This window comes from Amycolatopsis xylanica (assembly GCF_900107045.1).
GTDB classification, from domain to species: Bacteria; Actinomycetota; Actinomycetes; order Mycobacteriales; family Pseudonocardiaceae; genus Amycolatopsis; species Amycolatopsis xylanica.
Genome location: NZ_FNON01000011.1, coordinates 215440 through 241902, shown reverse-complemented (window position 1 = coordinate 241902; position 26463 = coordinate 215440). Strand labels below are relative to the sequence as shown.

General features: G+C 69.3%; 28 protein-coding genes. 14 read left to right on the top strand and 14 right to left on the bottom strand.

What is annotated here, in order from left to right:
* Positions 1-85 precede the first annotated feature (85 nt).
* The 5 genes from BLV57_RS37525 (at position 86) to BLV57_RS37505 (ending at position 5327) form a co-directional block, all read left to right on the top strand.
* A complete protein-coding gene (locus BLV57_RS37525) occupies positions 86-538 on the top strand; it encodes a (2Fe-2S)-binding protein (protein WP_091298014.1) in 453 nt (150 codons plus the stop codon).
* Positions 525-1484: an FAD binding domain-containing protein gene (locus BLV57_RS37520; RefSeq protein WP_091298012.1), complete on the top strand. Its 960-nt coding sequence runs from the start codon at positions 525-527 to the stop codon at positions 1482-1484. Before BLV57_RS37525 ends, BLV57_RS37520 begins: the two co-directional genes overlap by 14 nt.
* Positions 1484-3652 (top strand): xanthine dehydrogenase family protein molybdopterin-binding subunit, encoded by a 2169-nt coding sequence (locus tag BLV57_RS37515; protein ID WP_091298010.1) that lies wholly within the window; start codon positions 1484-1486, stop codon positions 3650-3652. Before BLV57_RS37520 ends, BLV57_RS37515 begins: the two co-directional genes overlap by 1 nt.
* A 113-nt stretch (positions 3653-3765) precedes the next feature.
* Entirely contained in the window at positions 3766-4872 is a 1107-nt protein-coding gene (locus tag BLV57_RS37510) for an acyl-CoA dehydrogenase family protein (protein ID WP_091298008.1), read from the top strand.
* Positions 4869-5327, top strand: a complete 459-nt coding sequence (locus tag BLV57_RS37505) for a winged helix-turn-helix transcriptional regulator (RefSeq protein WP_091298006.1) — start codon at positions 4869-4871, stop codon at positions 5325-5327. The genes BLV57_RS37510 and BLV57_RS37505 overlap by 4 nt, the downstream gene beginning before the upstream one ends.
* Here the strand turns inward: BLV57_RS37505 and BLV57_RS37500 are convergent.
* Positions 5317-6141 carry a family 1 encapsulin nanocompartment shell protein gene (locus BLV57_RS37500; RefSeq protein ID WP_091298004.1) on the bottom strand — a complete coding sequence of 275 codons (825 nt, stop codon included), beginning with the start codon at positions 6139-6141 and terminating at the stop codon, positions 5317-5319. The genes BLV57_RS37505 and BLV57_RS37500 overlap by 11 nt on opposite strands.
* 1 nt (position 6142) lies before the next feature.
* Positions 6143-6706 carry a hemerythrin domain-containing protein gene (locus BLV57_RS37495; RefSeq protein WP_091298001.1) on the bottom strand — a complete coding sequence of 188 codons (564 nt, stop codon included), beginning with the start codon at positions 6704-6706 and terminating at the stop codon, positions 6143-6145.
* Positions 6707-6834: 128 nt separating this feature from the next.
* Here BLV57_RS37495 and BLV57_RS37490 point away from each other — a divergent pair, with 128 nt between their 5' ends.
* From BLV57_RS37490 to BLV57_RS44290, 4 genes are read left to right on the top strand one after another with little or no spacing between them, the layout of a single operon-like run.
* A complete protein-coding gene (locus BLV57_RS37490; protein ID WP_091297999.1) occupies positions 6835-7041 on the top strand; it encodes a hypothetical protein in 207 nt (68 codons plus the stop codon).
* A gap of 54 nt (positions 7042-7095) precedes the next feature.
* Entirely contained in the window at positions 7096-7566 is a 471-nt protein-coding gene (locus BLV57_RS37485) for a DUF6328 family protein (RefSeq protein WP_091297997.1), read from the top strand.
* A 21-nt stretch (positions 7567-7587) separates the two neighbouring features.
* The gene (locus BLV57_RS37480) at positions 7588-7920 is read left to right on the top strand and encodes a DUF3140 domain-containing protein (RefSeq protein WP_091297994.1); all 333 of its coding nucleotides are present in this window, start codon (positions 7588-7590) and stop codon (positions 7918-7920) included.
* A 29-nt stretch (positions 7921-7949) separates the two neighbouring features.
* Complete coding sequence (locus tag BLV57_RS44290; protein ID WP_281244467.1) at positions 7950-8084, top strand: hypothetical protein; 135 nt, start codon at positions 7950-7952, stop codon at positions 8082-8084.
* 58 nt (positions 8085-8142) lie between these two features.
* On the opposite strand, the gene BLV57_RS37475 is transcribed toward BLV57_RS44290, so the two are convergent.
* Complete coding sequence (locus BLV57_RS37475; RefSeq protein WP_091297991.1) at positions 8143-9720, bottom strand: tannase/feruloyl esterase family alpha/beta hydrolase; 1578 nt, start codon at positions 9718-9720, stop codon at positions 8143-8145.
* Between the two features lie 65 nt (positions 9721-9785).
* Here BLV57_RS37475 and BLV57_RS37470 point away from each other — a divergent pair, with 65 nt between their 5' ends.
* Entirely contained in the window at positions 9786-10361 is a 576-nt protein-coding gene (locus BLV57_RS37470) for a CGNR zinc finger domain-containing protein (RefSeq protein ID WP_091297988.1), read from the top strand.
* On the opposite strand, the gene BLV57_RS37465 is transcribed toward BLV57_RS37470, so the two are convergent.
* The 4 genes from BLV57_RS37465 to BLV57_RS37450 all read right to left on the bottom strand — a co-directional run bounded on the left by BLV57_RS37465 (position 10348) and on the right by BLV57_RS37450 (position 16260).
* A complete protein-coding gene (locus BLV57_RS37465; RefSeq protein ID WP_091297985.1) occupies positions 10348-11886 on the bottom strand; it encodes a cytochrome c biogenesis protein DipZ in 1539 nt (512 codons plus the stop codon). The genes BLV57_RS37470 and BLV57_RS37465 overlap by 14 nt on opposite strands.
* Positions 11887-11934: 48 nt before the next feature.
* Complete coding sequence (locus BLV57_RS37460; protein ID WP_091297983.1) at positions 11935-12948, bottom strand: YdcF family protein; 1014 nt, start codon at positions 12946-12948, stop codon at positions 11935-11937.
* A 121-nt stretch (positions 12949-13069) separates the two neighbouring features.
* Positions 13070-15508 (bottom strand): ABC transporter permease, encoded by a 2439-nt coding sequence (locus BLV57_RS37455; RefSeq protein WP_091297982.1) that lies wholly within the window; start codon positions 15506-15508, stop codon positions 13070-13072.
* On the bottom strand, positions 15508-16260 hold the full coding sequence (locus tag BLV57_RS37450; RefSeq protein WP_218134968.1) for an ABC transporter ATP-binding protein: 753 nt from the start codon (positions 16258-16260) through the stop codon (positions 15508-15510). The genes BLV57_RS37455 and BLV57_RS37450 overlap by 1 nt, the downstream gene beginning before the upstream one ends.
* A gap of 110 nt (positions 16261-16370) precedes the next feature.
* Here BLV57_RS37450 and BLV57_RS37445 point away from each other — a divergent pair, with 110 nt between their 5' ends.
* Together BLV57_RS37445 and BLV57_RS37440 are read left to right on the top strand one after the other, a co-directional pair.
* Positions 16371-17525, top strand: coding sequence for a sensor histidine kinase (locus tag BLV57_RS37445; RefSeq protein WP_091297978.1), 1155 nt, complete (start codon positions 16371-16373; stop codon positions 17523-17525).
* Positions 17526-17530: 5 nt separating this feature from the next.
* Positions 17531-18190: a response regulator gene (locus BLV57_RS37440; protein WP_091297975.1), complete on the top strand. Its 660-nt coding sequence runs from the start codon at positions 17531-17533 to the stop codon at positions 18188-18190.
* 55 nt (positions 18191-18245) lie between these two features.
* On the opposite strand, the gene BLV57_RS37435 is transcribed toward BLV57_RS37440, so the two are convergent.
* From BLV57_RS37435 to BLV57_RS37415, 5 genes are all read right to left on the bottom strand, one after another.
* Complete coding sequence (locus tag BLV57_RS37435) at positions 18246-18920, bottom strand: TetR/AcrR family transcriptional regulator (RefSeq protein ID WP_091297974.1); 675 nt, start codon at positions 18918-18920, stop codon at positions 18246-18248.
* Positions 18921-18929: 9 nt separating this feature from the next.
* The gene (locus tag BLV57_RS37430) at positions 18930-19322 is read right to left on the bottom strand and encodes a VOC family protein (RefSeq protein WP_091297972.1); all 393 of its coding nucleotides are present in this window, start codon (positions 19320-19322) and stop codon (positions 18930-18932) included.
* Positions 19323-19384: 62 nt separating this feature from the next.
* On the bottom strand, positions 19385-19567 hold the full coding sequence (locus BLV57_RS37425) for a CsbD family protein (protein ID WP_091297970.1): 183 nt from the start codon (positions 19565-19567) through the stop codon (positions 19385-19387).
* Between the two features lie 58 nt (positions 19568-19625).
* Positions 19626-20300 carry a DUF6766 family protein gene (locus tag BLV57_RS37420; RefSeq protein ID WP_091297968.1) on the bottom strand — a complete coding sequence of 225 codons (675 nt, stop codon included), beginning with the start codon at positions 20298-20300 and terminating at the stop codon, positions 19626-19628.
* Between the two features lie 82 nt (positions 20301-20382).
* On the bottom strand, positions 20383-20760 hold the full coding sequence (locus tag BLV57_RS37415; RefSeq protein ID WP_091297965.1) for a hypothetical protein: 378 nt from the start codon (positions 20758-20760) through the stop codon (positions 20383-20385).
* 172 nt (positions 20761-20932) lie between these two features.
* Between BLV57_RS37415 and BLV57_RS37410 the strand changes: the two genes are divergently transcribed.
* On the top strand, positions 20933-22720 hold the full coding sequence (locus BLV57_RS37410) for a beta-propeller domain-containing protein (protein ID WP_218134967.1): 1788 nt from the start codon (positions 20933-20935) through the stop codon (positions 22718-22720).
* Here BLV57_RS37410 and argG read toward each other — a convergent pair.
* On the bottom strand, positions 22717-24162 hold the full coding sequence (gene argG, locus BLV57_RS37405; protein WP_091297963.1) for an argininosuccinate synthase: 1446 nt from the start codon (positions 24160-24162) through the stop codon (positions 22717-22719). The two genes, BLV57_RS37410 and argG, sit on opposite strands and share 4 nt — an antisense overlap.
* Positions 24163-24364: 202 nt before the next feature.
* Between argG and eno the strand changes: the two genes are divergently transcribed.
* Positions 24365-25645, top strand: coding sequence for a phosphopyruvate hydratase (gene eno, locus BLV57_RS37400; RefSeq protein ID WP_091297960.1), 1281 nt, complete (start codon positions 24365-24367; stop codon positions 25643-25645).
* 61 nt (positions 25646-25706) lie between these two features.
* Here eno and BLV57_RS37395 read toward each other — a convergent pair whose 3' ends face one another.
* Positions 25707-26462: a GntR family transcriptional regulator gene (locus BLV57_RS37395; RefSeq protein WP_091297957.1), complete on the bottom strand. Its 756-nt coding sequence runs from the start codon at positions 26460-26462 to the stop codon at positions 25707-25709.
* Position 26463: the final 1 nt, after the last annotated feature.

Below are 26463 nucleotides of genomic sequence, written 5' to 3'. Positions count from 1 at the left end.
ATTACTATCCGGTTCGAGCGCGGCCACGATTCGCTGTGGCCGCGATCCCGTGTACTCACTGCGCCCACCACGCCGAAAGAGACCTGTGGACATCTCACTTGAAGTGAACGGCACTACCGAACGGCTGAGTGTCGACCCCGGCGTCACCCTACTCGACGCCCTGCGCGAACGCCTGTCCATCACCGGCCCGAAGAAGGGCTGCGACCGCGGCCAGTGCGGTGCGTGCACCGTGCATGTCGGCGGCAAGCCCGTGCTCTCCTGCCTGACACTGGCCGCGACCGTGAAGCAGCCGGTGACCACCATCGAAGGACTGTCCACTGAGGACGACCTGCACCCCGTGCAGCAGGCGTTCGTCGAGCAGGACGCGCTGCAGTGCGGATTCTGCACCTCCGGGCAGATCATGTCGGCCGTCGCCGCGGTCCGCGACGGCGTCGAGGACGTGCGCGAGTTCATGTCCGGCAACCTCTGCCGGTGCGCGGCGTACCCGAACATCGTCGCGGCCATCGACCAGGCGAGGAGGGCCGATGCGTCCGTTTGAGCTCACCGCGCCCACGACCGTCGAAGACGCGCTCGCCACGCCGGGGACCTTCCTGGCAGGCGGCACCACGCTGGTCGACCTGATGAAACTCAACGTCCTCACCCCGCAGCAGGTGCTGGACATCAACGAACTCCCGTTGCGCGGCATCGAAACCGGCGACGGGCTGCGCATCGGCGCGCTGGAGCGGATGAGCGACATCGCCGCCCACCCCGGCGTCTACCCGATGATCTCCCGCGCGCTGCTGCTGAGCGCTTCGCAGCAGCTGCGGAACATGGCCAGCATCGGCGGGAACCTGCTGCAGCGCACGCGCTGCTCGTACTTCCGCGACGTCGCGACGCCGTGCAACAAGCGGCAGCCGGGCAGCGGCTGCTCGGCGATCGGCGGCGCCAACCGGATGCACGCCATCTTCGGCGCGAGCGACTCGTGCGTCGCGACGCACGCCAGTGACGTCGCGGTCGCGTTCACCGCGCTCGACGCCCAGGTCAAACTGGCCTCGGCGGACGGCACGCGCACGGTCGCGCTGGCCGATTTCTACCGGCTGCCCGGCGACACCCCCGACGTCGAGAACGACCTGCGCCCGGGTGAGCTGATCACCGAGGTGCTGGTGCCGAAGCTGGACTGGGCGTCGAAGTCCACCTACGTCAAGGTGCGTGACAGGCAGTCCTACGAGTTCGCGCTCTGCTCCGCCGCAGTCGCGCTGGACATCCAGGACGGTCGCGTCGCCGATGCCCGCGTGGCCGTCGGCGGTGTGGGGACCGTGCCGTGGCGGCTGCCCGCCGTCGAGGAGGCGCTGCGTGGCGCGTCGCTGACGCAAAAGTCCTTCGAGGACGCCGCGGCCGTGTCGGCCGACGGCGCCAAGTCGTTGCCGGACAACGGTTTCAAGCTCTCGTTGCTCAAGCGCACGATCATCCGCGCGCTGCTCGAACTGACCGAAGGGGACCGCTGATGGTCAACCGGGTGGACGCCCCGCTCAAAGTCACCGGGCGGGCCAAGTACGGGACGGATCGCGATTTCCCGGGCATGCTGCACGGCTACGTCGTGGTCAGCACGGTCGCGAACGCCGAGATCGAGGCCATGGAGGTCACCGCGGCCAAGAGCGCGCCCGGTGTGGTCGCCGTATACACACCGTTCGATTCGCTCAAGCTGAACACGCCGAACGGCATGCTCGGCGAGACCTGGGTTCCGTTGCAGACCAGGGAAGTCACCTACTACGGCCAGGCGATCGGGTTCGTCGTGGCCGAAACCTACGAGCAGGCCAGGGACGCCGCGATGCTGGTCGAGGTCTCGTACCTCACCCGGCCCGCGCTGACCTCGCTGGCCGACGGCCTCGCCACGGCCCAGGAGCCACCGCCCGGCCGCGGTGGCGAGGGCTCCGAGCTGAGCATCCTCGCGCCCGGTGTCGAGTCCATCGAGGACGCGCTGGCGTCGAGCCCGGTGGTCGTCGAAGCGACGTACACCACCGCGACCCAGAACCACGCCGCGATGGAACCGCATTCAGCTGTCGCGCTGTGGGATGACGACGGCCTGACCGTCTACAGTGGAAACCAGGGTTCGGACATCCAGGCGTCGCAGCTGGCGCACGCGCTGGACCTCGACCCCGAGATCGTGCACGCGGTGAACCCGTTCGTGGGCGGTGCTTTCGGCGGCAAGGGCCACACGTCGACGCCCGCGTTCCTCGCCGCGGCGGCGGCCAAGGCACTCGGCAGGCCGGTGAAGGCCGCGCTCAGCCGCGAGCAGGTCTTCACCGCGACCGCCGGCCGGGCCGCGACCGTGCAGAAGGTCGCGCTCGGCGCGGACCGCGACGGCAAGCTGATCGCCGTCCGTCACGACTCGTGGTGCAGCACGGCGGCGGACGGGTCGTTCGTCGAACCGACCTCGCACGGCACCTCGCGCGAGTGGTACGCGACGCAGAACCTGGCGATCAGCCAGAAGATGGTGCCGCTCAACATCCCGCCGACCACGTTCATGCGCGCGCCGGGCGAGGCGCCGGGCTCCTTCGCGCTGGAGAGTGCGGTCGACGAGCTCGCGGTCGCGCTGGGCATGGACCCGATCGAGCTGCGCATGCGGAACAACTCGTTCGCGCCGCCCGGCAAGGACCTGCAGTGGTCGAGCAAGCACCTCGACGAGTGCTTCCAGATCGGCGCCTCCCGGTTCGGCTGGGCGGAGCGCACGCCGAACGGGCGCACCGACGGCGACTGGCTGGTCGGGCTCGGCACGGCCACCGCGATGTTCCCGGCGCTGCGGTTCCCGGCCAGCGTCGAGATCGTGCTCAACGCGGACGACACGGCGACCGTGTCGACCAGCGGCGCGGACCCCGGCACCGGGTTGCTGACCGTGCTTTCCTTGGTGGGCGCCGAATCGCTGGACATCGCGCCCGAGCGGATCACGCCACGCCTGGGCGACTCGCGGTACCCGGCTGGCGGTATGTCCGGCGGCTCGACCGCGACGGCGAGCGCGGGCACGGCCATCATGGTCGCCGCGAACAACGTGCTCGACGACCTGCTGAAGCTGGCGTCGTCGGCGGGCGCGCCGTTCGAGGGGCTCGAAACCTCGTACGCGGATGGTCAGGTGCAGGCGGACGGCCGGTCGATGACGTTCGGCGAACTGCTGCGCGCGACCGGCCGCACCACGCTGGCGGCGACCGGCTCGTCGGCGCCGGGCGAGGAGCTGACCAAGCACTCGTTCAGCTCGTTCGGGGCCCAGTTCGTCGAGGTCCGGGTGCACAAGTGGACCCGCGAGGCGCGGGTGTCCCGGATGCTCGGCGTGTTCGACGCCGGCCGGATCATCAACGCCCAGTCGGCACGCAGCCAGATCATCGGCGGCATGATCTGGGGTGTCTCGGCCGCGCTGCACGAGGGTCTCGAGATCGAGCGGAACGGGCGGCTGGCCAACGGCGACTTCGCAGGCTACCTGCTGCCGGTGAACGCGGACATCGGCGAGGCGGACGTCCACTTCATCGAGTACCCGGACACGTTCCACAACGCGGTCGGCGCGCGCGGGGTGGGTGAGATCGGCATCGTCGGCATGGCGGCGGCGGTCGCCAACGCCGTCTACAACGCCACCGGCATCCGGGTCCGCGACATCCCCATCTCGATCGAAGACCTGCTCGACTGAGGTCGTGAGTGGTATGGCCGGTTAGAACCGGTCATACCACTCACGACCCTTGACACGGCTCCCTCCGGTAAGAATATTGAACCGGTAACGGAAATGAACCGGTTGGAGGGTGCATGCTGTCGAGTGCGCGGAAGGTCGCCGTCCTGGCGCGGGAGCTGGCCGACGAGACCGAGCAGGCCAGGCAGCTGGCGCCCGCGCTCGTCGAGCAGCTGAAGGCCCACGACCTGCTCCGGCTCGGGCTGACGGCCGACCTCGGCGGCGCCGAGCCGACCACCGCCGAAGTACTGGAGATGGCCGAAACCCTCGCCATCGGCGACGCGTCCGCGGGCTGGTGCGTGTCGATCGCCGCGACCAGCAGCCTGCTCGGGGCGTATCTGCCCGCGAAGGGCGGCCAAGAGGTGTTCGGCGACCCGCGCGCGGTGGCCGCGGGCGTGTGGGCGCCGCGTGCCAAGGGAACGGCCGTCGACGGTGGGGTGCGGATCAGCGGGCGGTGGGGATTCTGCAGCGGGATCCGGCATTCCGAGTGGATCTTCCTGGGGTTCGTGCAGGACGGGCAGGTGCGGACCGCCGCGTTCGCCACGGCGGAACTGACGGTGCTCGACACCTGGAAGACCACCGGCTTGCGGGGGACCGGCAGCACCGACGTCGTCGCCGATGACGTGTTCGTGCCGGATCACCGCGTCTTCTCGGTGCTCGACGGGCCGCCCGCCGGCGCGCGGGCGCTGCAAAGGTTTCCGCTGTTCGGGTTCTTCGCCGCTTCGATCGCCGCGGCCGCGCTCGGGAACGCGCGTGGCGCGATGAACGAGTTCGTCGAACTGGCGACCGTGCGCAAGCCGTCCGGCTCGAACCGCAGCACCGCCGAACGCTCGGCGACGCAGAGCGCGTTCGCCGCGGCCGAAGCGGCGCTGCGGGCCGCGCGAGGCCTTTATTACCAAGCGATCGACGATGCCTGGCAGGCCGCGGTGGCGGATGAACCGGTTTCCGTCGAGCTGCGGACGTCGCTGCGGCTGGCGTGCACGCATGCCGTGCGGACCGCCGCCGAGGTGGTGAGCACCGTGTACGACCTCGGCGGCGGGTCCGCGATCTACGAGGATTCCCCGCTGCAGCGGCGATTCCGCGACGCGCACACGGCGACAGCGCACTTCCAGGTCAACCCGGCGACGTTCGAACTGGCCGGGCGGCTGCTGCTCGGCCTGCCGACCGAAACGGGCCAGCTGTGAGCGAACGGGACTTCCGGCATCGGCTGACCGCCGACTCCGTCGGCCGCGCGCTCGAACTCGTGGGCGAGCGCTGGACATTGCTCATCCTGCGCGAGACCTTCTTCGGCGTGCGGCGCTACGGGCAGCTCGCGCGCCACCTCGGCATCCCGCGGCCGACCCTCTCCGCCCGGCTCAAGAAGCTGGTCGAGGCCGGGCTCCTGGAGAAGGTCGCCTACGAGGAGGACAAGCACGAGTACCGGCTCACCGACTCGGGCAAGGCGCTGTTCCCCGCCGTGATCGCACTGATGAACTGGGGCGACACGTACCTGCCAGCACCCGAAGGGCCGCCGATCCTGTTGCGGCACAACGAATGCGGCGAGCACGCGGACCCGTTCCTCGCCTGCGGTCACTGCGGGGGCGAGATCACCGCGAACGGCGTGACCCCCGAGCCGGGGCCGGGTTTCGTCACCCGGTGAAGGTGAGCGCGATCGCCGCGTCCGGCTCGTTCACGCGGAACGCGAAGCTCTCCTCGAGGTAGAGCGTGACCGTTTCGGCGTCGTGGTGGCTGTAGCCGACCGAAAGGTCTTGGCCGAGTTCCAGCACGAAGTCGCCGCCGCCGAGGCTCACGACGGCCGCGCCGTCGAGGCCGGGTGTCCGCACGACCTTTCCGTTGCCGAGCGCGCGGCGTACGTGGTCGAAGACGAGCTGGCCGCCGTGCTCGGTGCTTTCGACGATCTTCGTGTAGCCCTCCGGGCAGATGGCCAGCGCGTACGGACCGCCGATGCCCGCCTGCCGCAACGTGTCCACGGCCTTGGCGACCACGCCGGGGTAGCCCGCGGCGTCCCCGCCGAGCGTGGTGGCCTCGTACGGGCTGGCTTCGGCGATGCCGGTCATGCCCGCGTCGGCCCAGCCGTGGTAGACCGCCCGGTTTTCGATCAGCGCGATCTGCCGCGCGGCGCGGTCGAGATCGTCGAACTCGAGGTCCTGCGCGCCGCGCTCGGCGTTTTCCAGCTCGGCGCGGGAAACCGTGAACGAGACGCGGACCTCGGACAGCGGCAGCACCTGGCGCTGACGGGTTTTCACGCCCTTTTCCGGCGATTCGAGCGGTGACGAGGCGAGCGCGTGCACCCGGCCGAGATCGATGGCCGAGTGGTCCCAGCCGTGCGGGCCTTCCACGTCCACGAGCTGCCGGGCGGCGAGGTGTGTCTGCAGCCGCTCGCGGGCCTCGTCGTCGATCGCCTTCCAGCCGGTGGCCGTGATCGGGGCGACGTCGCGTAGCAGGTGGTTCATCTCAGTCCCGTCCTTTCAGGCCGCCGATGCCGAGTGACCCGTCGGCAGGCGCGGCATGGCCGATCTGTTCTTCGATCTCCTGGACGTACCCCTCGGGATCGAGGTCCATGACGTCCAGGTCGCGTCCGCCCTCGTGCTTCTTCTTGAACTCCAGGAAACGCTTGCCCAGCTCGTCGCGCAGCTTCGCGCCCGCGTGCCGCCGGAAGTCGGCGAGCCCGTCGTCCTCTTCCTCGGCCATGTGCTCGCTGTTGGCCTCGCGCGCCTTGCGCACCGCTTCGAGCCACGCCTGGCTTCCCGGCGGGTGTTGCTCGGCCTCCCGCACGGCGTCCCTGATGTCGTTGTGGTCGCCGATCGCGTCGAGCGTCTCGTCCTCGGCGTCGTCGCCGCGGCGGAGCAGATGCGGATAGAAGATCTCTTCCTCGGCGGCGGCGTGCACGTCGAGCAGGTCGGCCAGCGGCTGCCATACCTTCGCGAGTTCGTCCGGCTCGGTGAGGTCGTCGAGCCGGGCGAACTGCCGCCGGAACCAGTCGTGGTCGTCCAAGATCAGGCTGGTGATGTCGGGCATGTCGATCGTTTACCCCGCCTCGGCCATCTGGAAACGCCGGAGCCCGTCCGGGTGACGCAGGGAACTCGCCGGAGTGCCGTGCCGACTACCACCCCGTCCGAAACCCTTGCGCCCGAGGAGTGACCACCATGGCCTTGCGCCACATCGCGACGTTCTGCGGCGACTGCGACTGCGGCTGTCCCGAGCTCTACCTCGCCGAAGAGGCGCCGCCGGAGCGCCGCGTCGTCATCACCGACGACTTCGGCCAGAAGATCGAAATGAGCCTCGATCAGCTGAAAGTGCTGGCCGCCGACATCAAGGCCGGCGTGCTCGAAAGCGTGCTGACCTCGGCCTGAGCCCGTCCGGGATATCCGGTTTCACCCGATGGTGGCACCGGGTATCCCGGTCTCATGGTGGAGCACACCGGCGAGACCCGGAACGAGAAGCTGACGCGCAACGTGAGCGAGCTGCTCCAGGAACTGCGCGTGGCCCAGGCCGGAGTGCAGATCCTGTTCGGGTTCCTGCTGTCCGTGGTCTTCACCGACCGGTTCCACGACGCGTCCGGCTTCGAAAAGGCGCTCCACCTGGCCGCGGTCCTGCTGGCGGTCGCCTCGACCGCGCTGCTCACCGCGCCCGCGGCCTGGCACCGATTGCTGTTCCGCGACGGGATGCGTGAAGAGATCCTGACCGCGGGCAACCGCATCGTGCTGGCCGGTCTGGCCTGCCTCGCGCTGGCGATCACCGTGACGGTCGCGCTGATCGCGAAGGTGGTCTACGGCGTCGTCGCGCTGGTCGCTGCGGCCGTGGTGTGCACGGTGCTGTTCGGCGTGCTCTGGTTCGTCCTGCCCCGGGTTTTGCCGGACCGGACGCCGGGTAGGTGAGGGAGAGAAGGAGGTTTTCCCATGACCCACCAAGTCGACGAAGACCTGTGGACGGAGTTCCACCGCGTGGTGAACATGACCTCGCGCGAACTCGCCGACTGGTTGCGCACCCGCTCGGCGAGCGAGGACGAAGAAGTGCTGCCGGACCAGGCGGGCACGGAGACCGGGCGACACGTGCACAACATCCTCGGCAAGCGGAAGGTCGACCTGACCGCCGACGACGAGCGCGTGATGCGCAATGTGGTCGACCGGGTGCACGCCGAGCGGCGTGACGACCTGGAACCCACGCAGGGCCAGCCGAACTGGCGGCACCGCCTGATGACCATCGGTCACGACCCCCTCAAACCCGTTTAAGCCGGGCACCCAGCGGGCATCGCCTGAAGATGGACGGAACCGAGCGGAAGACCGAGCCGGACACCGGCGAGAAGACCAGCCAGGAGGAGAAAGAGGAGATCCGCGGCGAGCAGGGCACGACGCATGGTGACAAGCACGACGACACGGATCCGCAGTCCGGCTGACCCGGACCCGCACGTACGGAACGGCCGCGGTCGGGGTGACCGCGGCCGTCCGGGGTGATCAGCGGCAGTAGTAGCTCGACGCCACGGCCGGGTCGCCCTGGCCGTCATAGCGCGAGAAACGCGGGTAGGGGCACAGATTCCGGGTGGTCGTGGCGGTGGCCGCCGCGAGGGTGGCGGGCGCCTTGCCGTGCTCGACCCAGTCGACGAGCGCGCCCAGCGGGTTCACCGGCTGCGGTCCCGCGCCGCCGGCGCAGTACTCGACGCCGGGTGCGAGGAACAGGCGGTAGAAGTCGTTGACCGGGCCCATCCGCCGCTCGACCTGCTGGCGGTAGGCGAGGGTGCCACCGGGCGGGATGAGCTGGTCGGAGGTGCCGACGAAGGACAGCAGCTTGCCGCCCGACCAGCGGAACGCCGACAGGTCCGGGTTCGAGGTGCCGATGACGCCGTCGAACTCCCGCACCGACTGGCGGAAGAGGTCGCGGAACTGGCCGTACGTGAGCGTTGAGGTGTCGAAACCGGGCTGCTTCTTCAGGAAGGTCTGCACCCAGCCGACGGCCACCGCGAAGCCCGGCGCCGAGAGGTTGCCGTTGTCGTCGGCCTTCGTGCCGGCGAGCCAGGTGGGGTCGGCGCCCTTGGGGAGACCGTCCCAAAGCTTGCGGCCGTACTCATCGGTCGGGCCGTTCCAGATCTTGCGCATGACGTCCGCGTCGGCGACCGACACGGTGATTTCCTTGCCATCACAGAGAATCTTGGCGCCGACGAGTGAACGCGGGTCATAGCTGCACTCGTCGGGCCGGTCGACGATGCCGTTGACGACGCCGTCGCGCGGGTCGCAGGCCTTGATCGCGGCCTGCTTGAACGCGTCGAGCACGCAGTTGGCGAGGAAGTGGTGGTCGTTGTTCATGACCGTCTGCGGCCACAGGGTCGCGACGGCGAACTGAGACCAGTTCACGGCAGGAGCGTTGGCGAGGATGCCGTCGAAGTCGTGCGGGTAGTTCTGGGCTTCGGAGTAGCCCTGGCGGCCGCCGGTCGAGCAGCCGTTCCAGTAGGAGTAGGAAACCGCGCGGTGGAAGTACTGGCGGGCGACGTCCTTGCCGATCACGGCCGACTCGTGCACCGAGCGGGTGGCGAAGTTGGTCACCAGCGGCTTGTTCAGCGTCTTGTCGGGGTTCAACGCCCAGCTGGTGTCGAGGTACGTCAGCGGCACACCCGCGTCGGTCGTGACGCCCGCGTAGCCGTCCTTCACGGCCTGGACCAGCGGCGCGCCGAAGTCGCCCGCGGTGTAGGCGGAGCCGCCCGCGGCCTGCAGGCGTCCGGACCAGCCGGTCTCGGGCAGCGTGACCGCGACCTTGACGTGGTCGCCCGCCCCCGGGTGGGTCAGTGTCACGGTGACTGCGCAATACGCCGGGACGTTGGTGATCTCCCGCGCCGGGCCGAGGGGAGTGGCGGGGAAGGAGACGGTGCCGCCCTCATGACGCTGGGCCTGTACCGACTCGATTTCGGCGCCCGGCGGGGCGTTGACGGTCATCGTGGCGCACGGGGGCGCGGTCGTGGCGGCACTGGCCACCGGGGTCAGCTCGGTCAGTGCGAGTGGGATCAGCGCGGCGATCCCCAGGAACATCTTGACGCGTTTCATGGTTAATAACCTGTCAGAGTGGTTACGAGTTGCGCAAGTTATTCGTCACCTGTCAGAATGGTGACATGCACCACGCTTTTCCCTGCGGCAACGTCGCGCTGGACTTCGTCGGCACGCTGAAGGCGCGCCGCAACGCCGAGCCCCGCGAGACCCTGAATCGGCCGTACGACCTCGACACCTGGCTCGTCGAAGCCGGAGTGGCGGCCGCCGAGCCCGGCAGTGATCCGTCGGACCTGGCCGCCGCCTTGGCGCTGCGCGAGTCGATCTACGACCTCGTGCGCGCGCGGATCGTGGGGGAGGACCACGACCCCGATTCGATCACCGTGCTCAACCGGATGGCCGCCCGCCCGCCGGTGGTGCCCCAGCTCGCGCCGGACGGACTGGTCTTGGAGGCGACGCCGTCGCAGGCGCTGTCGTCGGTCGCGCGCGTCGCCGTCGAAATCCTCGGTGGACCGGAAGCCGAGCTGCTCAAGGAATGCGGCCGCCCGGAGTGCACCCAGGTCTATCTCGACACCTCCCGCGGCCTGCGCCGCGAGTGGTGTGCGATGGCCACCTGCGGCAACAAGATGAAGGCGTTGGCGCACCGGGCGCGGCAGCGTGGCAACCCGCCGCTGAGCCCGTCGCGGCTCACCCGAAGGTGAACGCGTAGGCCTGCACGCCGGGGCTGACCGTCATCGTCAGCGCGCCGTGCCCGGAGTGGCCGGTCAGCAGCGTGTACAGCGTGGGTGCGCCGGAGACGGCGATGGTCGTGCCGTTGTCGAGCATCACGGCGCCCGAGCCGCCGAGCACCCAGTGGACGGACGTGGCGTGGAAATCCAGCCGCAGCCGGGCATCGGGTCCTGCGGTGATGTACTCCTTTTCGGACGCCCAGGTGCCCGCGAGCGAGAAGGTGTCGGGCGAGACCTCGGAGGGAAAGCTGTAGGCGCGGGTCTGGCCGGTGGTGCCTCCGGCGTGTTCGGTGCCGAGATACGTCTCTGGCGTCAGTGAAGTCTTCGGGGTGGTGTCGGGCACGTCGGTGGGCTTGGGGAGCGAGTGGGCACCCGCGTCGCCGAGCGCCTGGCGGAGCTGCTGTTCGAACTCGGCGTAGTGGCCTTCGCCGAAGATGGACCGCCTGACCTGGCCGGAGCCGTCGACCAGGTAGGCGGCGGGCCAGTAGTTGTTGCCGTAGGCGTTCCAGGTGGCGTAGTCGTTGTCGATGGCGACCGGATAGGTGACCCCGAGCGCCTTGGCCTGGCCGGCCACGTTCGCGGGATCGTGCTCGAACGCGAACTCGGGCGTGTGCACGCCGACCACGGCGAGCCCGCTGTCGCGGTACGTGTCGTACCACTGCTTGAGGTGCGGCAGCGCGCGCTGGCAGTTGATGCAGCTGTAGGTCCAGAAGCTGACCACGACCACCTTGCCGCGCAACTCCGTCAGCGACAACGGTTTGTCGGTGTTGAGCCACTGGGTCACGCCGGTGAAATCGGGTGCGTGGGTGAGCTGATCGAGCTGTTTCTCGCCGAGCGCCTGCTGAGTCGTGGCCGTGTAGTCCGGCACGATGCGTTGCAGCGGCGCGGCGAGGTCGAACGCCGTGACGGCGGCGACCAGCACCAAGGCGGCGCCGGTGGTGACGCGCACCCGTCGCGCGTGCCTGCGCAGGAAGCCCGCGCGCCGCGCCAGCGCACCGCCCGACGCCGCGAGCACGAGCAGCGGAATGCCGGTCCCGACGCCGAAAGCGGCCGTCAGCAGGAGCGCGTCGAAGCCGATCTGGTGCGTCGACCCGACCACCGCGATGGTCGCCAGCACCGGCCCGGCGCACGGCACATACACCAGCCCGAGCGCGAGCCCGGCGACGAAGCCGTTGCTCTCGGGCTTGGCCGCTCGTCCCCGCAACCGCGCGAACGGCCGTTCCAGCAGCTCACCGGCCCGGGGGAAGATCAGCCCGAGCCCGAGCAGCACGAGCGCGGCGATCCCCGCGTCGCGCAGCAGCTCGCCGGGCAGATGCAGTGCTTCGAGGGCGAGCGAGCCGAACAGCGTCGTCAGGCTGAAGCTCGTCACCAGGCCGCCGACGACACCCCACGGCCGCCGCGCGCCCGCGGTCAGCACGACGGGCAGAACCGGCAGTACGCAAGGGGAGAGGCTGGTGACGATCCCGGCGAGCACGCCGACGAGAAGCAAGGTGGGCATGCTCGAAATAGTAACCGCTCAGAACGGTTACGAAATCTTACGTAAGAATTACGTCACAACCCGCAGCACCTGGGACAGCACGATCAGCACGCAGACGACCAGGTTCTTGATCTTGTGGTCGACCAGCACGGCGACGAACTCTCGGATGGTCGCGCTCGGCCAGAAGTACCAGGCCGTCGGCGATCCGATCACCTGGCCGTTCACCTTGGCCCGGCGCGCGATGAGCGCGGCGCGTAAGACGTGGAAGTTGTTGGTCACCACGGCGCAGCGGTAATCGGGCTTGTGCTCGGCCATGATGTCCGCGCTGAACCGGAGATTCTCGAACGTCGTCCGCGACCGGTCCTCCAGCAGGATGCGTTCACGCGGCAGCCCGGCGGTCACCAGGTAGTCGGCCATGGCCCGCGCTTCGGACACCTCCTCGTCGGGCCCCTGCCCGCCCGAGGTGACGATCAGCGGCTCGCGGTTCCGCTTGTGCTCCTTGGCGAGCACGCTGAGCCCACGATTCAACCGGCTCGTGAGCAGCGGCGGCACCGTCTTCCCGCCCAGCAGGCCCGAACCGAGCACGACGACGAAGTCGACGCCCTTCTCGCTGCGGATGCGCCCGTAGACGACCGAGTACAGGAGGAAGCATACGAAGATGAACGAGACATACGCGAGAATCCCGTTGACGCTGCCGCGCAGCGCGTCGAGCGGCGCCCAGTCGATCCGCGTCACCAGCGCGTTGAACACGATCAGGCCGACGATCCCGAGACCTGCCAGCAGCGACAGGACGTTCGCGGGCCTGCGCCCTTCGCGCCGGAGCATGGTGATCCCGTTGCAGATCAGGAACACCGCGAGCGCGAGCACGGTCACGACGAAGAGCACGAAGGCAGCGAGAACCAGCCAGGCCGCCGCGTCGGGGGAGACCGCCGCGAGGAGCGCGAGCAGCGTGATCGCGATGAAGAACAACGCGAAGAAGAGGTAGAAGCCGTTGCGGAGCCTGCGGCGGTCGTGAATGAAGCTCACCAGGAACGCCACCGTGCACAGCGCCGCGAAGACGAACGGGAAAACGGCGCCCTCCACGGGACCTCCAGTCTGGGGTTCGGTCCCGGTCACGCTAGACCACGATGATCAGCCCACTTTCGGGCGATCAGGTCGTGAGTGTTCCGGCCGGTTCTAACCGGCCGGAACACTCACGACCCGGCTACTCGGTGTCGGCGTGGATGGCGGTGAGGATGGGCGTCTGGGCCGCCTTGCGCGCCGGCCAGAGCGAGGCCAGTATCCCGATCGCGACGGTCACCAGCACGAAGACGCCCAGCCGTTCCCAAGGCACGACCAGCGTCAGCTTCTCCTGGCCGAGCACCACGATCGCGCCGAGCGCGCAGCCAGCCACCAGCCCGATGAGCGCGCCCAGCATGGCGATGATCACCGACTCCAGCCGGAGCACCGAGCCGACCTGCTTGCGGCCGAGCCCGACCGCGCGCAGCAGGCCGATCTCGCGCACTCGCTCCAAAGTGGACATCGTCATGGTGTTCACCACGCCGAGCGCGCCGATGAGCACCGAAACGCTCAGCAACGCGTACAGGATGTTCAGGAAGACCGCCGCCTGCGAGCCCGCTGCCTCGGCGACCTCGGCCTTCGTCTGGACCACCAGTGTCGGATTGGCGAGCGCGTGCTGGATCGACTTGCTCACGGTCGACGCGTCCTGGTCCGTCTTCACCAGGATCTTCTGCGGCGCGGCGTCCTTGGGCGCGGCGATCAGGGCCTGCTCACCCGATTCCGGGGCCTCGTAGATGGCGACGATCGGCAGCGACGCGGGTGCGTCGCCGGAGGTCGCCTTCAAGGTGCCCGAGACCTCCGAGCCGATGGTCCAGCCGTGCTTGGCCGCCACCTGCTCCGAGATCGCGAGTCCGCTCGCCAGCTGATCGAGTGATCCCTGCTTGACCGTGACCGGGAAAAAGTCCTTGATGCTCTGGGGATTCACGCCGGTGGGGTTGAAATAGCCGCCGTCGTCGAGCTGGATGGCGACCGGGGACATCGGCGTGACCGACCCGACGCCGGGCACCTTGGCGATGTCCGTGACGGTCTTCGCGGACAGGTCGGCGTAGTCGATCGTGGTGACCTCGATGTCGGCCTTGTCGGCGGTCGCCGACTTCTTCGCGTCCGCCGCGGCGACCGAGGCGATCGGCACGGTGACCGCCGCGCACACGGACAGGCCGATCATCAGCGTCGCCGCGGTGGCCGCGGTCCGGCGCGGGTTGCGGCGGGTGTTCTCGACGGCCAGCGTGCCGCGCATGCCACTCAGCCGGGTGAGCGGCCCGCGCAGGATCTTGGTCAGGCCCAGGCTGAACCACGGCGTCAGCACGATCAGCCCGAGCATGGTCACCGGCGCGCCCAGGTAGATCAGGTCCTCGGCCTGGATGCCCGCCGTGGTGATCGCGGCGCCCAGCAGCGTGACGACGAGGCCGATGATGTTCCTGCGGCGCAACGACTTCGCGGTCGGCGGGACGCCGGTCCGCAGTGCCGCGATCGGCGGGATGGCGGCCGCCCGCCGCGCGGGGATGTAGGCGGCGACCGTGGTCACGCCGATGCCGACCCCGATGGCCGCGCACAGCGCGCCCACGCTGAACACCTGCAGCGGCACGCCCGGCCCGTTGATCACGGCGAACGCGCTGTTGAGCGCGGCCGCCGCGCCGATGCCGAGCAGGTACCCGAGCACGGTGGCGATCAGGCCGAGCACGGTCGCCTCGGCGAGCACCGTGCGCAGCACGTACTTGCGCGACGCGCCGACCGCGCGCAGGAGCGCGTTCTCGCGGGCGCGGGCCGCGGCGAGCATGGTGAACGTGTTCGCGACCAGGAAGACCGCGACGAACAGGGCCACCGCCGCGAAGATCAGCAGGATCTCGGTGATCTTGTTGTCGCTGTGCGGGGTGTTGAGCTGATGGCCCGTCTTGACGTCGAAGGCCTTTCCGAGCATGGCGCTGACACCGGTCGCGAGCGTGTCCTGGCCGACGCCGGGCGCGGCCACCAGGTCGAGTGCCGTGTAGCTCCCCGGAACGTGCGCGAACTGCTCGACCGCCGTCTTCAGTTCGAACGCGACCAGCGTGCCGCCCGAGGCCAGCCGAGCGTCATCGCCCGCGAACACACCCACGAGCCGCACCTGGCGCACCACACCCTTGACGATCACTCTCACGGTGTCGCCGACGTTGAAACCGGCCTTCTTCGCGGCGGCTTCGTCGACGGCGACCTCGTCGGGGCCGCTTGGCGCCTTACCGGCGCTCAGCGGGAAACGGGCGGGGTCGTAGCTCACGCCGGCCGCGCGGTCGGGCAGCCCGGCGAGCGCGCCGTCCTTGCCGACGAGGAACGCGCGGCCGTCGGCGATCGGCCGGACCTGCGCGACCCCTTGCACGCTTTGAAGCTGGCCGACGACGTCGTCGCCCATCGGCGTGCTGTAGCGGTCCGGCTCCACCTTGACCGCGACGTCGGCTTGCGCGCGGATCTGGGCGCGTTCGATCGAAGTCTTGACCGCGTCGCCGTAGAGCAGGGAGCCGACGACGAACGCGACTCCGAGCACCACGCCGAGCGTGGGCAGCAGATACCTCGCCTTGTGCGCCAGTATCGAACGGAACGCCAGCCGGAACATCAGCCCACCGCCTGCGTGTCGAACCGGCGCATGCGGTCGAGCACCCGGCCGGGGGTCGGCTGGGTCATCTCGTCGACCAGGCGGCCGTCGGCGAGGAACAGCACGCGGTCCGCGTAGCCCGCGGCGATCGGGTCGTGCGTGACCATCAGCACGGTCTGCCGCCATTCGCGCGCGCATCGCTGCAGCAGCGAGAGGATCTGCGCGCCCGACCGGGAATCCAGGTTCCCGGTCGGCTCGTCGGCGACGACGATCTCCGGGCGCGTGATCAGCGCCCGCGCGCACGCGACCCGCTGCTGCTGGCCACCGGAGAGCTGCGCGGGCCGGTGATCGAGCCGGTCCTGGAGGCCCATCGCCTCGATGACCTGCTCGGTCCAAGCTGGGTCGGGTTTCTTGCCGGACAAGGACAACGGCAGCGTGATGTTCTCCCAGGCGCTCAACGTGGGCAGCAGGTTGAACGACTGGAAGACGAATCCGATCTTCTCGCGGCGGACCTGGGTCAGCTGCTCGTCGTTCAGCGAGCCGAGGTCGACGCCCGCGATACTGGCCTTGCCCGAGCTGGGCGTGTCCAGTCCGGCGAGGCAGTGCATGAAGGTCGACTTGCCGGAGCCGGACGGGCCCATGATCGCGGCGAATTCACCGCGGCGGAAGCGCACCGACACCTCGGCCAGCGCGACCACGGCGGCCCCGTCGGTGCCATAGACCTTGCCGAGGTGCTCCACTTCGGCGACAGCGTGTTCGTTCATGGTCCCCATGCTTCGCGATCGACCGGAGATCCGGCTCCACCGAACTGACGAGTGAACCCGAACGTGCTCCGCCGAACGAATGAGGACTGTCCTCAGAGAACTGTCCTAACGTGGCAGCCATGCTGGCGACATTCGGAAGGCTCTCTTGGGTTCAGCGCGGCGCGCTGGGGCTGGGGCTGCTCACAGCGGCCACGCTCGCGGTGCTCGAGGGCTTCAGCTCGGAAACGTTGGCCCCGGGCATCGGGCTGGCCATCTGCGGCCTGGTGCAGGTGGCCGTGCTGGCCATGCCCACCCTGCGCCCGGTCGTGATCGTGGAGGCGACCTGCGTCTCGATCGCGTTCACCCTGCTGACACCCGCGCTGCCACAGGGGTTGGACAACACCTACGGCCTGGTGGAGACGATCGCGCTTGCCTGCCTGGTGACGCGGGTGATCATCGAACTGCCGCCCCGGCGCTCGGCGCTGCTCGTCCCGCTCCAGTTCCTCGCCATCGTGATCATGCCGTTGCGGTGTTACACGATCGAGAGTGGTCTGCGGGAGGTCTTCGTCATCCTGACCTCGTTCGCCACGATCCTGGTGATCGTGCTCGGGCTGTACCTGCGCCTGCACGACCAGCGCCGGGCCGACGGCCACGAGATGGCCAAACAGGTGCAGCGGCTGACGTATGCCCGCGATCTGCACGACTTCGTCGCCCACCACGTGACCGCGATCGTCGCGCAGGCGCAGGCCGTCCGCTACACCACGGCCGCCGGGCAGCAGCCGACCCCGGAGGCGCTCGACAAGATGCTGGCGGGCATCGAAAAGGCGGGTTCGCAGGCGCTGGCGTCGATGCGCGGGATGATCACGGTGCTGCGCGACGACCAGCCCATCCCGGTGCGCAAGCCGCTCGGCGCGGTGCTGTCCGAGGCGACCGGCCAGTTCGTCGGCCCGCCGGTCACCACCGAGATCGACGAGGTGCTCGCCGAGACCTATCTCGTCCCGCACGTGCTCGACGCCGTGCACCATGTCGTCCAGGAATCGCTCACGAATGTGTTGCGCCACGCGGAAGGCACCACCGGGGTCACGGTCAGCGCGCGCACCCTGCCCGACGACAAGCTGGAGATCGTGGTGCGCGACGACGGCGCGGCCAAACCCGGTTCGTCCGGCGGCGGCTTCGGTCTCGTCGGCCTGCGCGAGCGCGTCGAAGCCGCGGGCGGGACACTGACCTCCGGGCCCGACGGCGACGGCTGGCGCGTGGCCGCGACGCTGCCGTTGACCTTGGCTCTGCCATCATGACGCGGATGAGCACCCGTGTGTTGATCGCCGACGACCAGGAGATGATGCGCTCGGCGTTCGGGATGATCCTGGATTCCCAGCCCGACATCGAGGTCGTCGCCTCGGTCGGCGACGGCCAGGCGGCGGTCGACGAGGCACGCAGGCTCCGCCCGGACGTCTGCCTGCTCGACATCCGGATGCCCAAGCTCGACGGCCTGGAGGCGACCCGGCTACTGGCCGGTCCCGGCGTGCTCAACCCGCTGAACGTCCTCATCGCGACCACCTTCGACCTCGACGAGTACGTCTACCGCGCCCTGCGCAACGGCGCTTGTGGCTTTCTCCTCAAGGACATGTCACCCGCACTGCTCGTCGAGGCCGTCCGCGCCGCGTCGGCGGGGGCGACGCTGATCTCCCCGACGGTGACCACCCGCCTGCTGGCCCACTTCGCGCTCGACCGCTCGGACAAGGCGACCCAGGACTCCGCGCCCGCCGAACCCCTGACCGAACGGGAACTGGATGTCGTCCGCCAGGTGGCGCAGGGCCGGACGAACAGCGAGATCGCTGCGGACCTGTTCGTGAGCCAGGCGACGGTCAAGACGCACCTGGCGAACGTGCAACGCAAACTGGCGGTGCGCAACCGTGTGGAGATCGCGGCCTGGGCGTGGCGCACCGGCCTCTGCGTCTGAAGTGGTCGTGAGTGTTCCGGCCGGTTAGAACCGGCCATACCACTCACGACCCCGCTCAGCGCGGGGTGCCCAGGGTCCCGTTGATCACCGTGCGCAGGATCCACTCGAGGCGGGCTTCGGGTGGCCCCGAGACGAGGTCGTCGCCGAGCGCGACCACGCGTGGGTGCGTCTTGGGCGAGGCATTCCGCAGCGCGGCGACCGTGGCCTCGTGGTCCGCCGGCGCGGCGGCGCTCTCCGCGCGCGCCGACTGCTCGGCGGCGGTCGCGGTCGCGACCAGCAGGAGCGCGTCGATGCCCCAGGCCGCCTGGGCGTCGGGTACTCCACCCTTGTGCAGCAACGCCAAGACCGCCTCGACGAGCGCGAGGTAGTTCGGCCCGGACGGCCTGGCGATCAGCGCGGAACTCGCCAAGGCCGGGTGTGCGAACAAAACCTGGGTATACGAACGCAGAACGGCGATGAGCCGGTCCCGCCAGTCGCCCTTGGCGCGGACCGGGCGCAGGTCGACCGTGCCGAGCAGGTGCTCGAGGATGGCGGCGTGCAGCTCGGCGGTGTTGGCCACGTAGACGTAGAGGGAGGCGGCGCCGGTGTCGAGCTCCTGGGCCAGCCTGCGCATCGTGACCCGTTGCAGCCCCTCGGTTTCCATCAGGCGGACGGCCGTGGCGACGATGCCTTCGTAGGTCAGCGCTGGCTTGGCGGGGCGCTCGCGGCGGCTGCGGGGTGCCGAGGTCATCGAGCGAGCCTACTGAACGTGTTCGTCCCGAACAAGTTCGTCAGGATCACGCTGGGGGAGCACGCAGAACTCATTGCCCTCGGGGTCGGCCAGCACGACGAAATGCTCGGCCGGGTCGTCCGTGAGGACGCGGGCGCCGAGTGTGGTCAGGCGGTCGATTTCGGCGTATTGGCCGAGTTCGGCAGGCGCGATGTCGATGTGGACGCGGTTCTTCACGCGCTTGCCCTCACCGACCGGCTGGAACAGCAAGGGTATTCCGCTTTTCCCGCGAAGCTCCACATAGGTCAGTCCGTGACCGTCGCGCCAGCGGCGGGTTTCGGCGTAACCGAGTGCCTGCTGCCAGAACGCGGCCAGTTTCTCGGCGTCCTGGCAATCCACGGTGATCGCGATGATGCTGGTCATGGCCGCCACCTCGCAGGGACAGGCGGCGGGCCCGTCGCCGGGCCCGCCGTTCGAATGGGGGGTCAGTCCTTGTCCCGGACGCCCTTCACAGCGTCCTTGACCTTTTCGGCGGCCTGCTTGAGCGAGCCCTTGGCCTGGTCGGCCTTGCCTTCGGCCTGCCACTGCTCGTTGTCGGTGGCGTCGCCGACGGCTTCCTTGGCCTTGCCCTTGAGCTCTTCGGCCTTGTTCTCCATCTTGTCGTTCACGACGAACCTTTCCTTGTCGGAGGTGTCACCACCCGGCGGTTACCCGCATTGGCGGCGTTTAACCACCGTCATTCGTGTCATCGTGCGGCGCGCCGACCGGTTTCGATTCGGGGGAACCGCGTTGGCGCAGGTAGACGCTGAACACGGCCATCGAGCCGATGGCCAGGAATTCCGACTGCCAGTTCTGCAGCGTGCGGTTCCAGAAATCCGCCGAACCCAGATAGGTGAGCCAGGTCACCGGATCACCGAAGTCGCTGAGCTGCGAGGCGTTGTAGGCGCTCAATCCCGCGATCGACTGCGCGAGCAGCGAGAGCAGGAACAGGCCCGCCATCACGAAACCGAGTGAACGCGAGAAGACCGCGGTGCGCCACCCACCCGCACGGGCCCACTTCGGCGAAGACACTTTCGTGTACTTCCCGACGAGTTGCTCGCGGTCGTTCTCGGCGCCGAGCCGGTCCGGCGGCTTCGATTCGGGTGAGCCGCGTTGCATGAGCCAGACGGTCGCGAAGATATAGAGGAAGAATTGCAGGTATTCCGACTGCCAGTTCTCGGCGACATCGACCGCGAAATCGCTCGACGTCACGTAGTCGAGCAGGCTGATCGGCTCGGCGCCGTGCGCGAGCGCGCGGCTGTCGAAGTCGGCGTGTCCCGCCAGCGCCTGCCCGAGCAGGCTGGCCAGGAACAACGCGCCGAACGCGAGCGCCAGGCCGTTGTCGCGTAAGTACCGCTTCATTGGTGGGCCAGCCCGAGTGCGATGCAGTACCCGAGGCCCGCGACCACGAAGACGAGGTAGCAGACGAACAACGCGCGGCCTCTCATCGCCCACCGACCAGGCAGTCGTAGACCTGCTCGTTGCGCGGATGGCAGCCGGCGCCGGTGATCCGCCAACCGTCGGAGAACTCGTGCAGGAACACGGTGTCGTCAGCGCTCTTGGCCTGAGCTTCGCTGCTCCACACCACGGGCATGGCCGGCGGCGCGTGCGGCAGCCGCAGCGCGGCCAGCGCGACCGCGCACGGATGGGTGGTGAGCGCGTCCTTGGCACGGGGCGCGAGCAGCGCGCACGCGGCCGCGGTGTCACCCGATCCGACGGCGTCGGCGAACCGGCGCGCCACCGCCGACGGCGCGGCGTCCGCCGGGCTCCCGCAGGCGGCGACCGCGCAGGTCAGCAGCACCGCGGCGACCGATCTGATCATGGCGGCCGGATACCCACCGCGCGGAGTGCTAAACCGGTGGCCGCCCGCGTCGGCCCCTGAGCCCGGGATAAAGCGGGCTTTATTCCACCCCGGGATAAAGCCCGCTTTATCCCGGGCTTGCCCACCTCGCCGAGCGTGCAACGGATCCGGGGCCTGGTTCCGTCACTGAAGCATGGCCAAGCTGATGACGTTCCGGGTCGCGGTCGCCTGCGCGGCGGTGCTGCTGGCCGCGGCGAGCGCGGTGCCGGGCTCTCCGGTGGGCGAGCGGACCACGATCGTCGACTACGGGCCGGTCAACGAACCGGCTTCGCTGCGGCTGGCCGCCTTCGACTCGTGCCAGACGGCGCTCGAGGCGTTCAAACGCGCGCTGCTGCCGCGGATCGGCGAGTACGGCCTGCCCGGCGGTGACAGCGTGGGGCCGGATTTCACCGGCGCGCGGGCGATCGCGGCGGAAGCCGCTCCGCAGGACGCCGCGGCCAAGTTCTCCAAAACCAACACCCACGAAGCCGGTGTCGACGAGCCCGATGTGGTCAAGACCGACGGGAAACGGCTGGTCAGCGTCGCGGACGGCACGCTGCGGGTGATGGATGTGGCCAGCCGCAAACTCAGCGGATCGATGACCATGCCCGGTGGGATGGCCACTCGGCTACTGCTGCAAGGCGATCGCGCGCTCGTGGTCTCCGAAGGCACGATCATGCCCGACTTCGAGGGCCGCAAGCCCGTGCCGGGCGGCGGCGCCGGGCCTCGGCTGACGCTCGTCGACCTGTCCGGCACACCCAAGGTGCTCGAAACGCTGACCACCGACGGCGCCTTCGTCGACGCGCGTCAGGTCGGTGGCGTCGCGCGGATCGTGCTGCGTTCGTCGCCGCGGTTGCCGTTCCCGTATCCGGCGGATCCGAAGCGGAATCGGGACACCTTGGAGCGGTCGAAGATCGAGGATTGGCTTCCGCACTACACACTGGAACGCGAAGGCAGCCGTCAAGAGGGCACGCTCGTGCCGTGTGATCAGGTGAAACGGCCCGCCGAGTACAGCGCCGCCTCGATGCTGACCGTGCTCACCGTCGATCTCGCGGGCAAGCTCGGCACGGGTGATCCGGTGTCGATCGTGGCCGACGGGGAGATCGTCTACGGCACCGGCACGAGTCTGTATATCGCCGACGAAAACCGCGCCGACACCGAGATCCACCGGTTCGACATCGCCAAGCCGGGCAAACCGGTGCACACCGCGTCCGGCTCGGTGCGGGGAAGGCTGCTCAACCAGTACTCGATGTCCGAGTACGCGGATCATCTCCGTGTCGCGACCACAGTGGACGGTGATGCGCACAGCAAGGTAACCGTGCTCGACCGCAAGCTGGCCGCGGTCGGGGAACTCGGCGGACTCGGTGCGGGGGAACGGATCTACGCGGTGCGGTTCCTCGGGCCGGTCGGCTATGTGGTGACGTTCCGGCAGACCGACCCGCTGTACACAGTGGACCTTTCGGATCCGAAGAAGCCGCGCGCGGTGGGGGAGTTGAAGATCAGCGGTTACTCCGCCTATCTGCATCCCGCCGGTGACGGCCGGTTGATCGGCGTCGGGCAGGAGGCGAGCGAGAAAGGCAGGAGCCTGGGCACCCAGGTTTCGCTCTTCGACGTCCGCGACCCGGCCAGGCCGAGCCTGCTCGCCAAGCATCACCTGCGCGGCGCCCACTCCGAGGCGGAGTACGACCCGCACGCTTTCCTTTACTGGCCCGACAACGGACTGCTCGTCGTGCCGGTCGACGGGGACCGCTCCGGCGGCGGCGCGCTGGTGCTGCGCCTGACCGACGGCGCGTTCACAGAGGCCGGCACCGTGAGCCACGACGGCGGCGGGGTGCGGCGCGCGCTGGTGCTGGGCGGTGCACTGTGGACGGTGTCGGAGACGGGCGTGCTGGTCAGCGACCTGACCAGCCTCGCCCGCCTCGCTTGGCAGCCGTTCGCCTAGTCGGTGCCGGACTCCATCGCGGCCGCGTCCAGGAACTGGTCGTCGGCCGGAGCCTCGCCACGGGAGGCGATGACCTCGGCGCCGCCCTCCGGCATCGCGCCGATCAGCTCGGTCGACGGCTGCGCGGCGGCGATCAGCATCGCCTGCTGCCCGCCGACCATGCCCAGCCCGGCGTACTGCTCGAGCTTGGCGCGCGAGTCGGCGATGTCGAGGTTGCGCATGGTCAGCTGGCCGATCCGGTCGACCGGGCCGAACGCGGAGTCCTCGGTGCGCTCCATCGACAGCTTGTCGGGGTGGTAGCTGAACGCGGGGCCCGAGGTGTCGATGATCGAGTAGTCCTCGCCGCGCCGCAGCCGCAGCGTCACCTCGCCGGTGACGGCCATGCCGACCCAGCGCTGCAGTGACTCGCGGATCATGAGCGACTGCGGGTCGAGCCAGCGGCCCTCGTACATCAGCCTGCCGAGCCGCCTGCCCTCGTTGTGGTACGTGGCGAGCGTGTCCTCGTTGTGGATGGCGTTGACCAGCCGCTCGTACGCGGCGTGCAGCAACGCCATGCCCGGCGACTCGTAGATGCCGCGGCTCTTGGCCTCGATCACGCGGTTCTCGATCTGGTCGGACATGCCGAGCCCGTGCCTGCCGCCGATGGCGTTGGCCTCGAGCACCAGCGCGACCGCGGAGTCGAACTTGGCGCCGTTGATGGTGACCGGGCGGCCCTGCTCGAAGCCGATGGTCACGTCCTCGGTCGCGATCTCGACCGCCGGGTCCCAGAACCGCACGCCCATGATCGGCTCGACCAGCTCGATGCCGGCGTTGAGGTGCTCGAGCGCCTTCGCCTCGTGCGTCGCGCCCCAGATGTTCGCGTCGGTGGAGTACGCCTTCTCGGTGCTGTCGCGGTAGGGCAGGCCGTGCGCGACCAGCCACTCGGACATCTCCTTGCGGCCGCCGAGCTCGGTGACGAAGTCGGCGTCGAGCCACGGCTTGTAGATCCGCAGCGCCGGGTTCGCGAGCAGGCCGTAGCGGTAGAACCGCTCGATGTCGTTGCCCTTGTAGGTCGAGCCGTCGCCCCAGATCTGGACGTCGTCCTCGAGCATCGCGCGGACCAGCAGCGTGCCGGTCACCGCCCGGCCGAGCGGGGTGGTGTTGAAGTACGTGCGGCCGCCGGTGCGGATGTGGAACGCGCCGCAGGCCAGTGCCGCGAGCCCCTCCTCGACCAGCGCGGCACGGCAGTCGATCACGCGGGCGATCTCCGCGCCGTACGACGTGGCGCGGCCGGGCACCGACGCGATGTCGGGTTCGTCGGGCTGGCCGATGTCGGCGGTGTAGGTGCAGGGCACCGCACCTTTGTCGCGCATCCACGCGACCGCTACCGAGGTGTCGAGGCCGCCCGAGAAGGCGATACCGACACGTTCACCGATGGGCAGGGAAGTGAGCACTTTGGACACGACGACAGTGTATGCACTCGACTGCATGACTATGCAACCGGGGGTCTGATCGAGGGTGAATCGCGAGGTCGGGATCGATTCAGAGAATTCTGCTAGTCTCCCGGTGTTTCGCGGCTCACAGTGGCGCCGCAGCCGTCTTGCCGCTGTGCCATGGTCGTCTCCGGCCGGGAACCCCGGCATGAAGACTCATCGAGGAGCGAACATGACCGCCATTGTCCGGGTACACGGCCGCCAGGTGCTCGACAGCCGGGGCAACCCGACCGTCGAGGTCGACGTCGAGCTGGCCGACGGCTCACTCGGCAGGGCCGCGGTGCCTTCGGGCGCGTCGACCGGGACCAAGGAAGCGGTCGAGCTGCGTGACGGTGACAAGACGCGGTTCCACGGCAAGGGCGTGCGCAAGGCCGTCGACGCGGTCAACACCGAGATCGCCGAGGCCATCTTCGGGCTCGACGCGGAGTCGCAGGCCGAGGTCGACCGCGCGCTGATCGAGCTGGACGGCACCCCGAACAAGGCCCGTCTCGGCGCGAACGCGACGCTCGGCGTCTCACTCGCCGTCGTGAAGGCGGCCGCCGCGGCCAGCGCGCTGCCGCTCTACCGCTACGTCGGCGGCGTGTTCGCGCACCTGCTGCCGATGCCGATGATGAACATCATCAACGGCGGCGCGCACGCCGACAACCCGATCGACTTCCAGGAGTTCATGATCGGCCCGGTCGGCGCCGAGACCTTCGCCGAGGCCGTCCGGATGGGCTCCGAGGTGTTCCACACGCTGCGCAAGTCGCTGCACGAAGCCGGCCACGGCACCAACGTCGGCGACGAGGGCGGGTTCGCGCCGAACCTCAGCTCCGCCGACGAGGCGCTCGAGTTCGTGCTCCGCGCGATCGAGCAGTCCGGCTACACCCCCGGCGAGGACATCGCGCTGCTGCTCGACCCGGCCGCGTCCGAGTTCTACACCGGCGAGGTCTACGACTACACCGGCGAAGGCCGCAAGCGCAGCGTCGAGGAGCACGTGGCCTACCTCGCCGACCTCACCGCGCGCTACCCGATCGTGTCCATCGAGGACGGTGTGGCGCAGGACGACTTCACCGGCTGGAAGCAGCTCACCGACACCATCGGCGACCGCGTGCAGCTCGTCGGCGACGATGTGTTCTGCACCAACGTGAACCTGCTCAGCGACGGCATCGAGCGCGGCATCGGCAACTCGATCCTGGTCAAGGTCAACCAGATCGGCACGCTCACCGAAACCCTCACGACGGTCGAGACCGCGCACAAGGCGGGCTACTCCGTGGTCATGTCGCACCGCTCGGGCGAGACCGAGGACACGACGATCGCCGACCTGGCGGTGGCCACCAACTGCGGCCAGATCAAGACGGGCTCGCTGTCGCGGTCCGACCGCACGGCCAAGTACAACCAGCTCATCCGGATCGAGGAGGAGCTCGGCGCCGAGGCCCGGTACGCGGGCAAGTCCACCCTTCGCGGGCGCTGACCTCAGAACGGGATAAAGCGGGCTTTATCCCGGAGTGGGATAAAGCCCGCTTTATCCCGTTTCACGACCCCGCGTTGGTCCAGACGACCTTGACCGACGAGGCCGCGCGTTCGGTCCGGATTTCGATGAGCTCGCCCAGGATGGTGGCTCGGTCGAAGACGATCGCGCGGTCGTCGCGGTCGAAGGTCACGCGGTCGCTGAGGAACACCGGCGCGCCCTCGGCACGCTCCAGCAGCGTGCCGAGGCGGGCGGTGAGCACGGCAGGGCTGAGGCGTTCGTCGGCCCGGTTCGCGATGCGGCCGTCGGCGGCGAACGCGTCGTAGAGCGAGGTCGTCGTGAAGTCGACCTGCGCCAGCGAACCCGTGAAAGGCTCAGGGATCCACGAGACCTGGTGGATCGCGGGCGCACCGCCGACGTGGCGCAGCCGTTCGACCCGCAATGCCGGTTCGGCGGCCTCGACGCCGAGGCGGGTGGCCACCCAGGCGGGCAGCGGGCGGCGGCCACGGGCGAGCAGGGTGGTCTCGACCGAATGGCCCTGCTCGCGCAGATCGTCCGCGAGGCTTTTCAGGGAACCCATGCTGTAGAAGGCTTTCGGCGACGAGACGTAGGTTCCGCGGCCCGCCTCCTGGGTGACCAGGCCGCGCTCGGTGAGCAGGCCGAGCGCTTGGCGCAGCGTCATCAGGGTGACGCCGTACTCGGCGCTGAGGTCACGCTGGGAAGGCAGGGCCTGGCCGGGAGCGTAATGCCCCGCCTGGATCTTGAGGTCCAGGTCGGCCGCGATCGCCGCGTACTTCGGCTGCCGCCGCTCGTCGCCCATG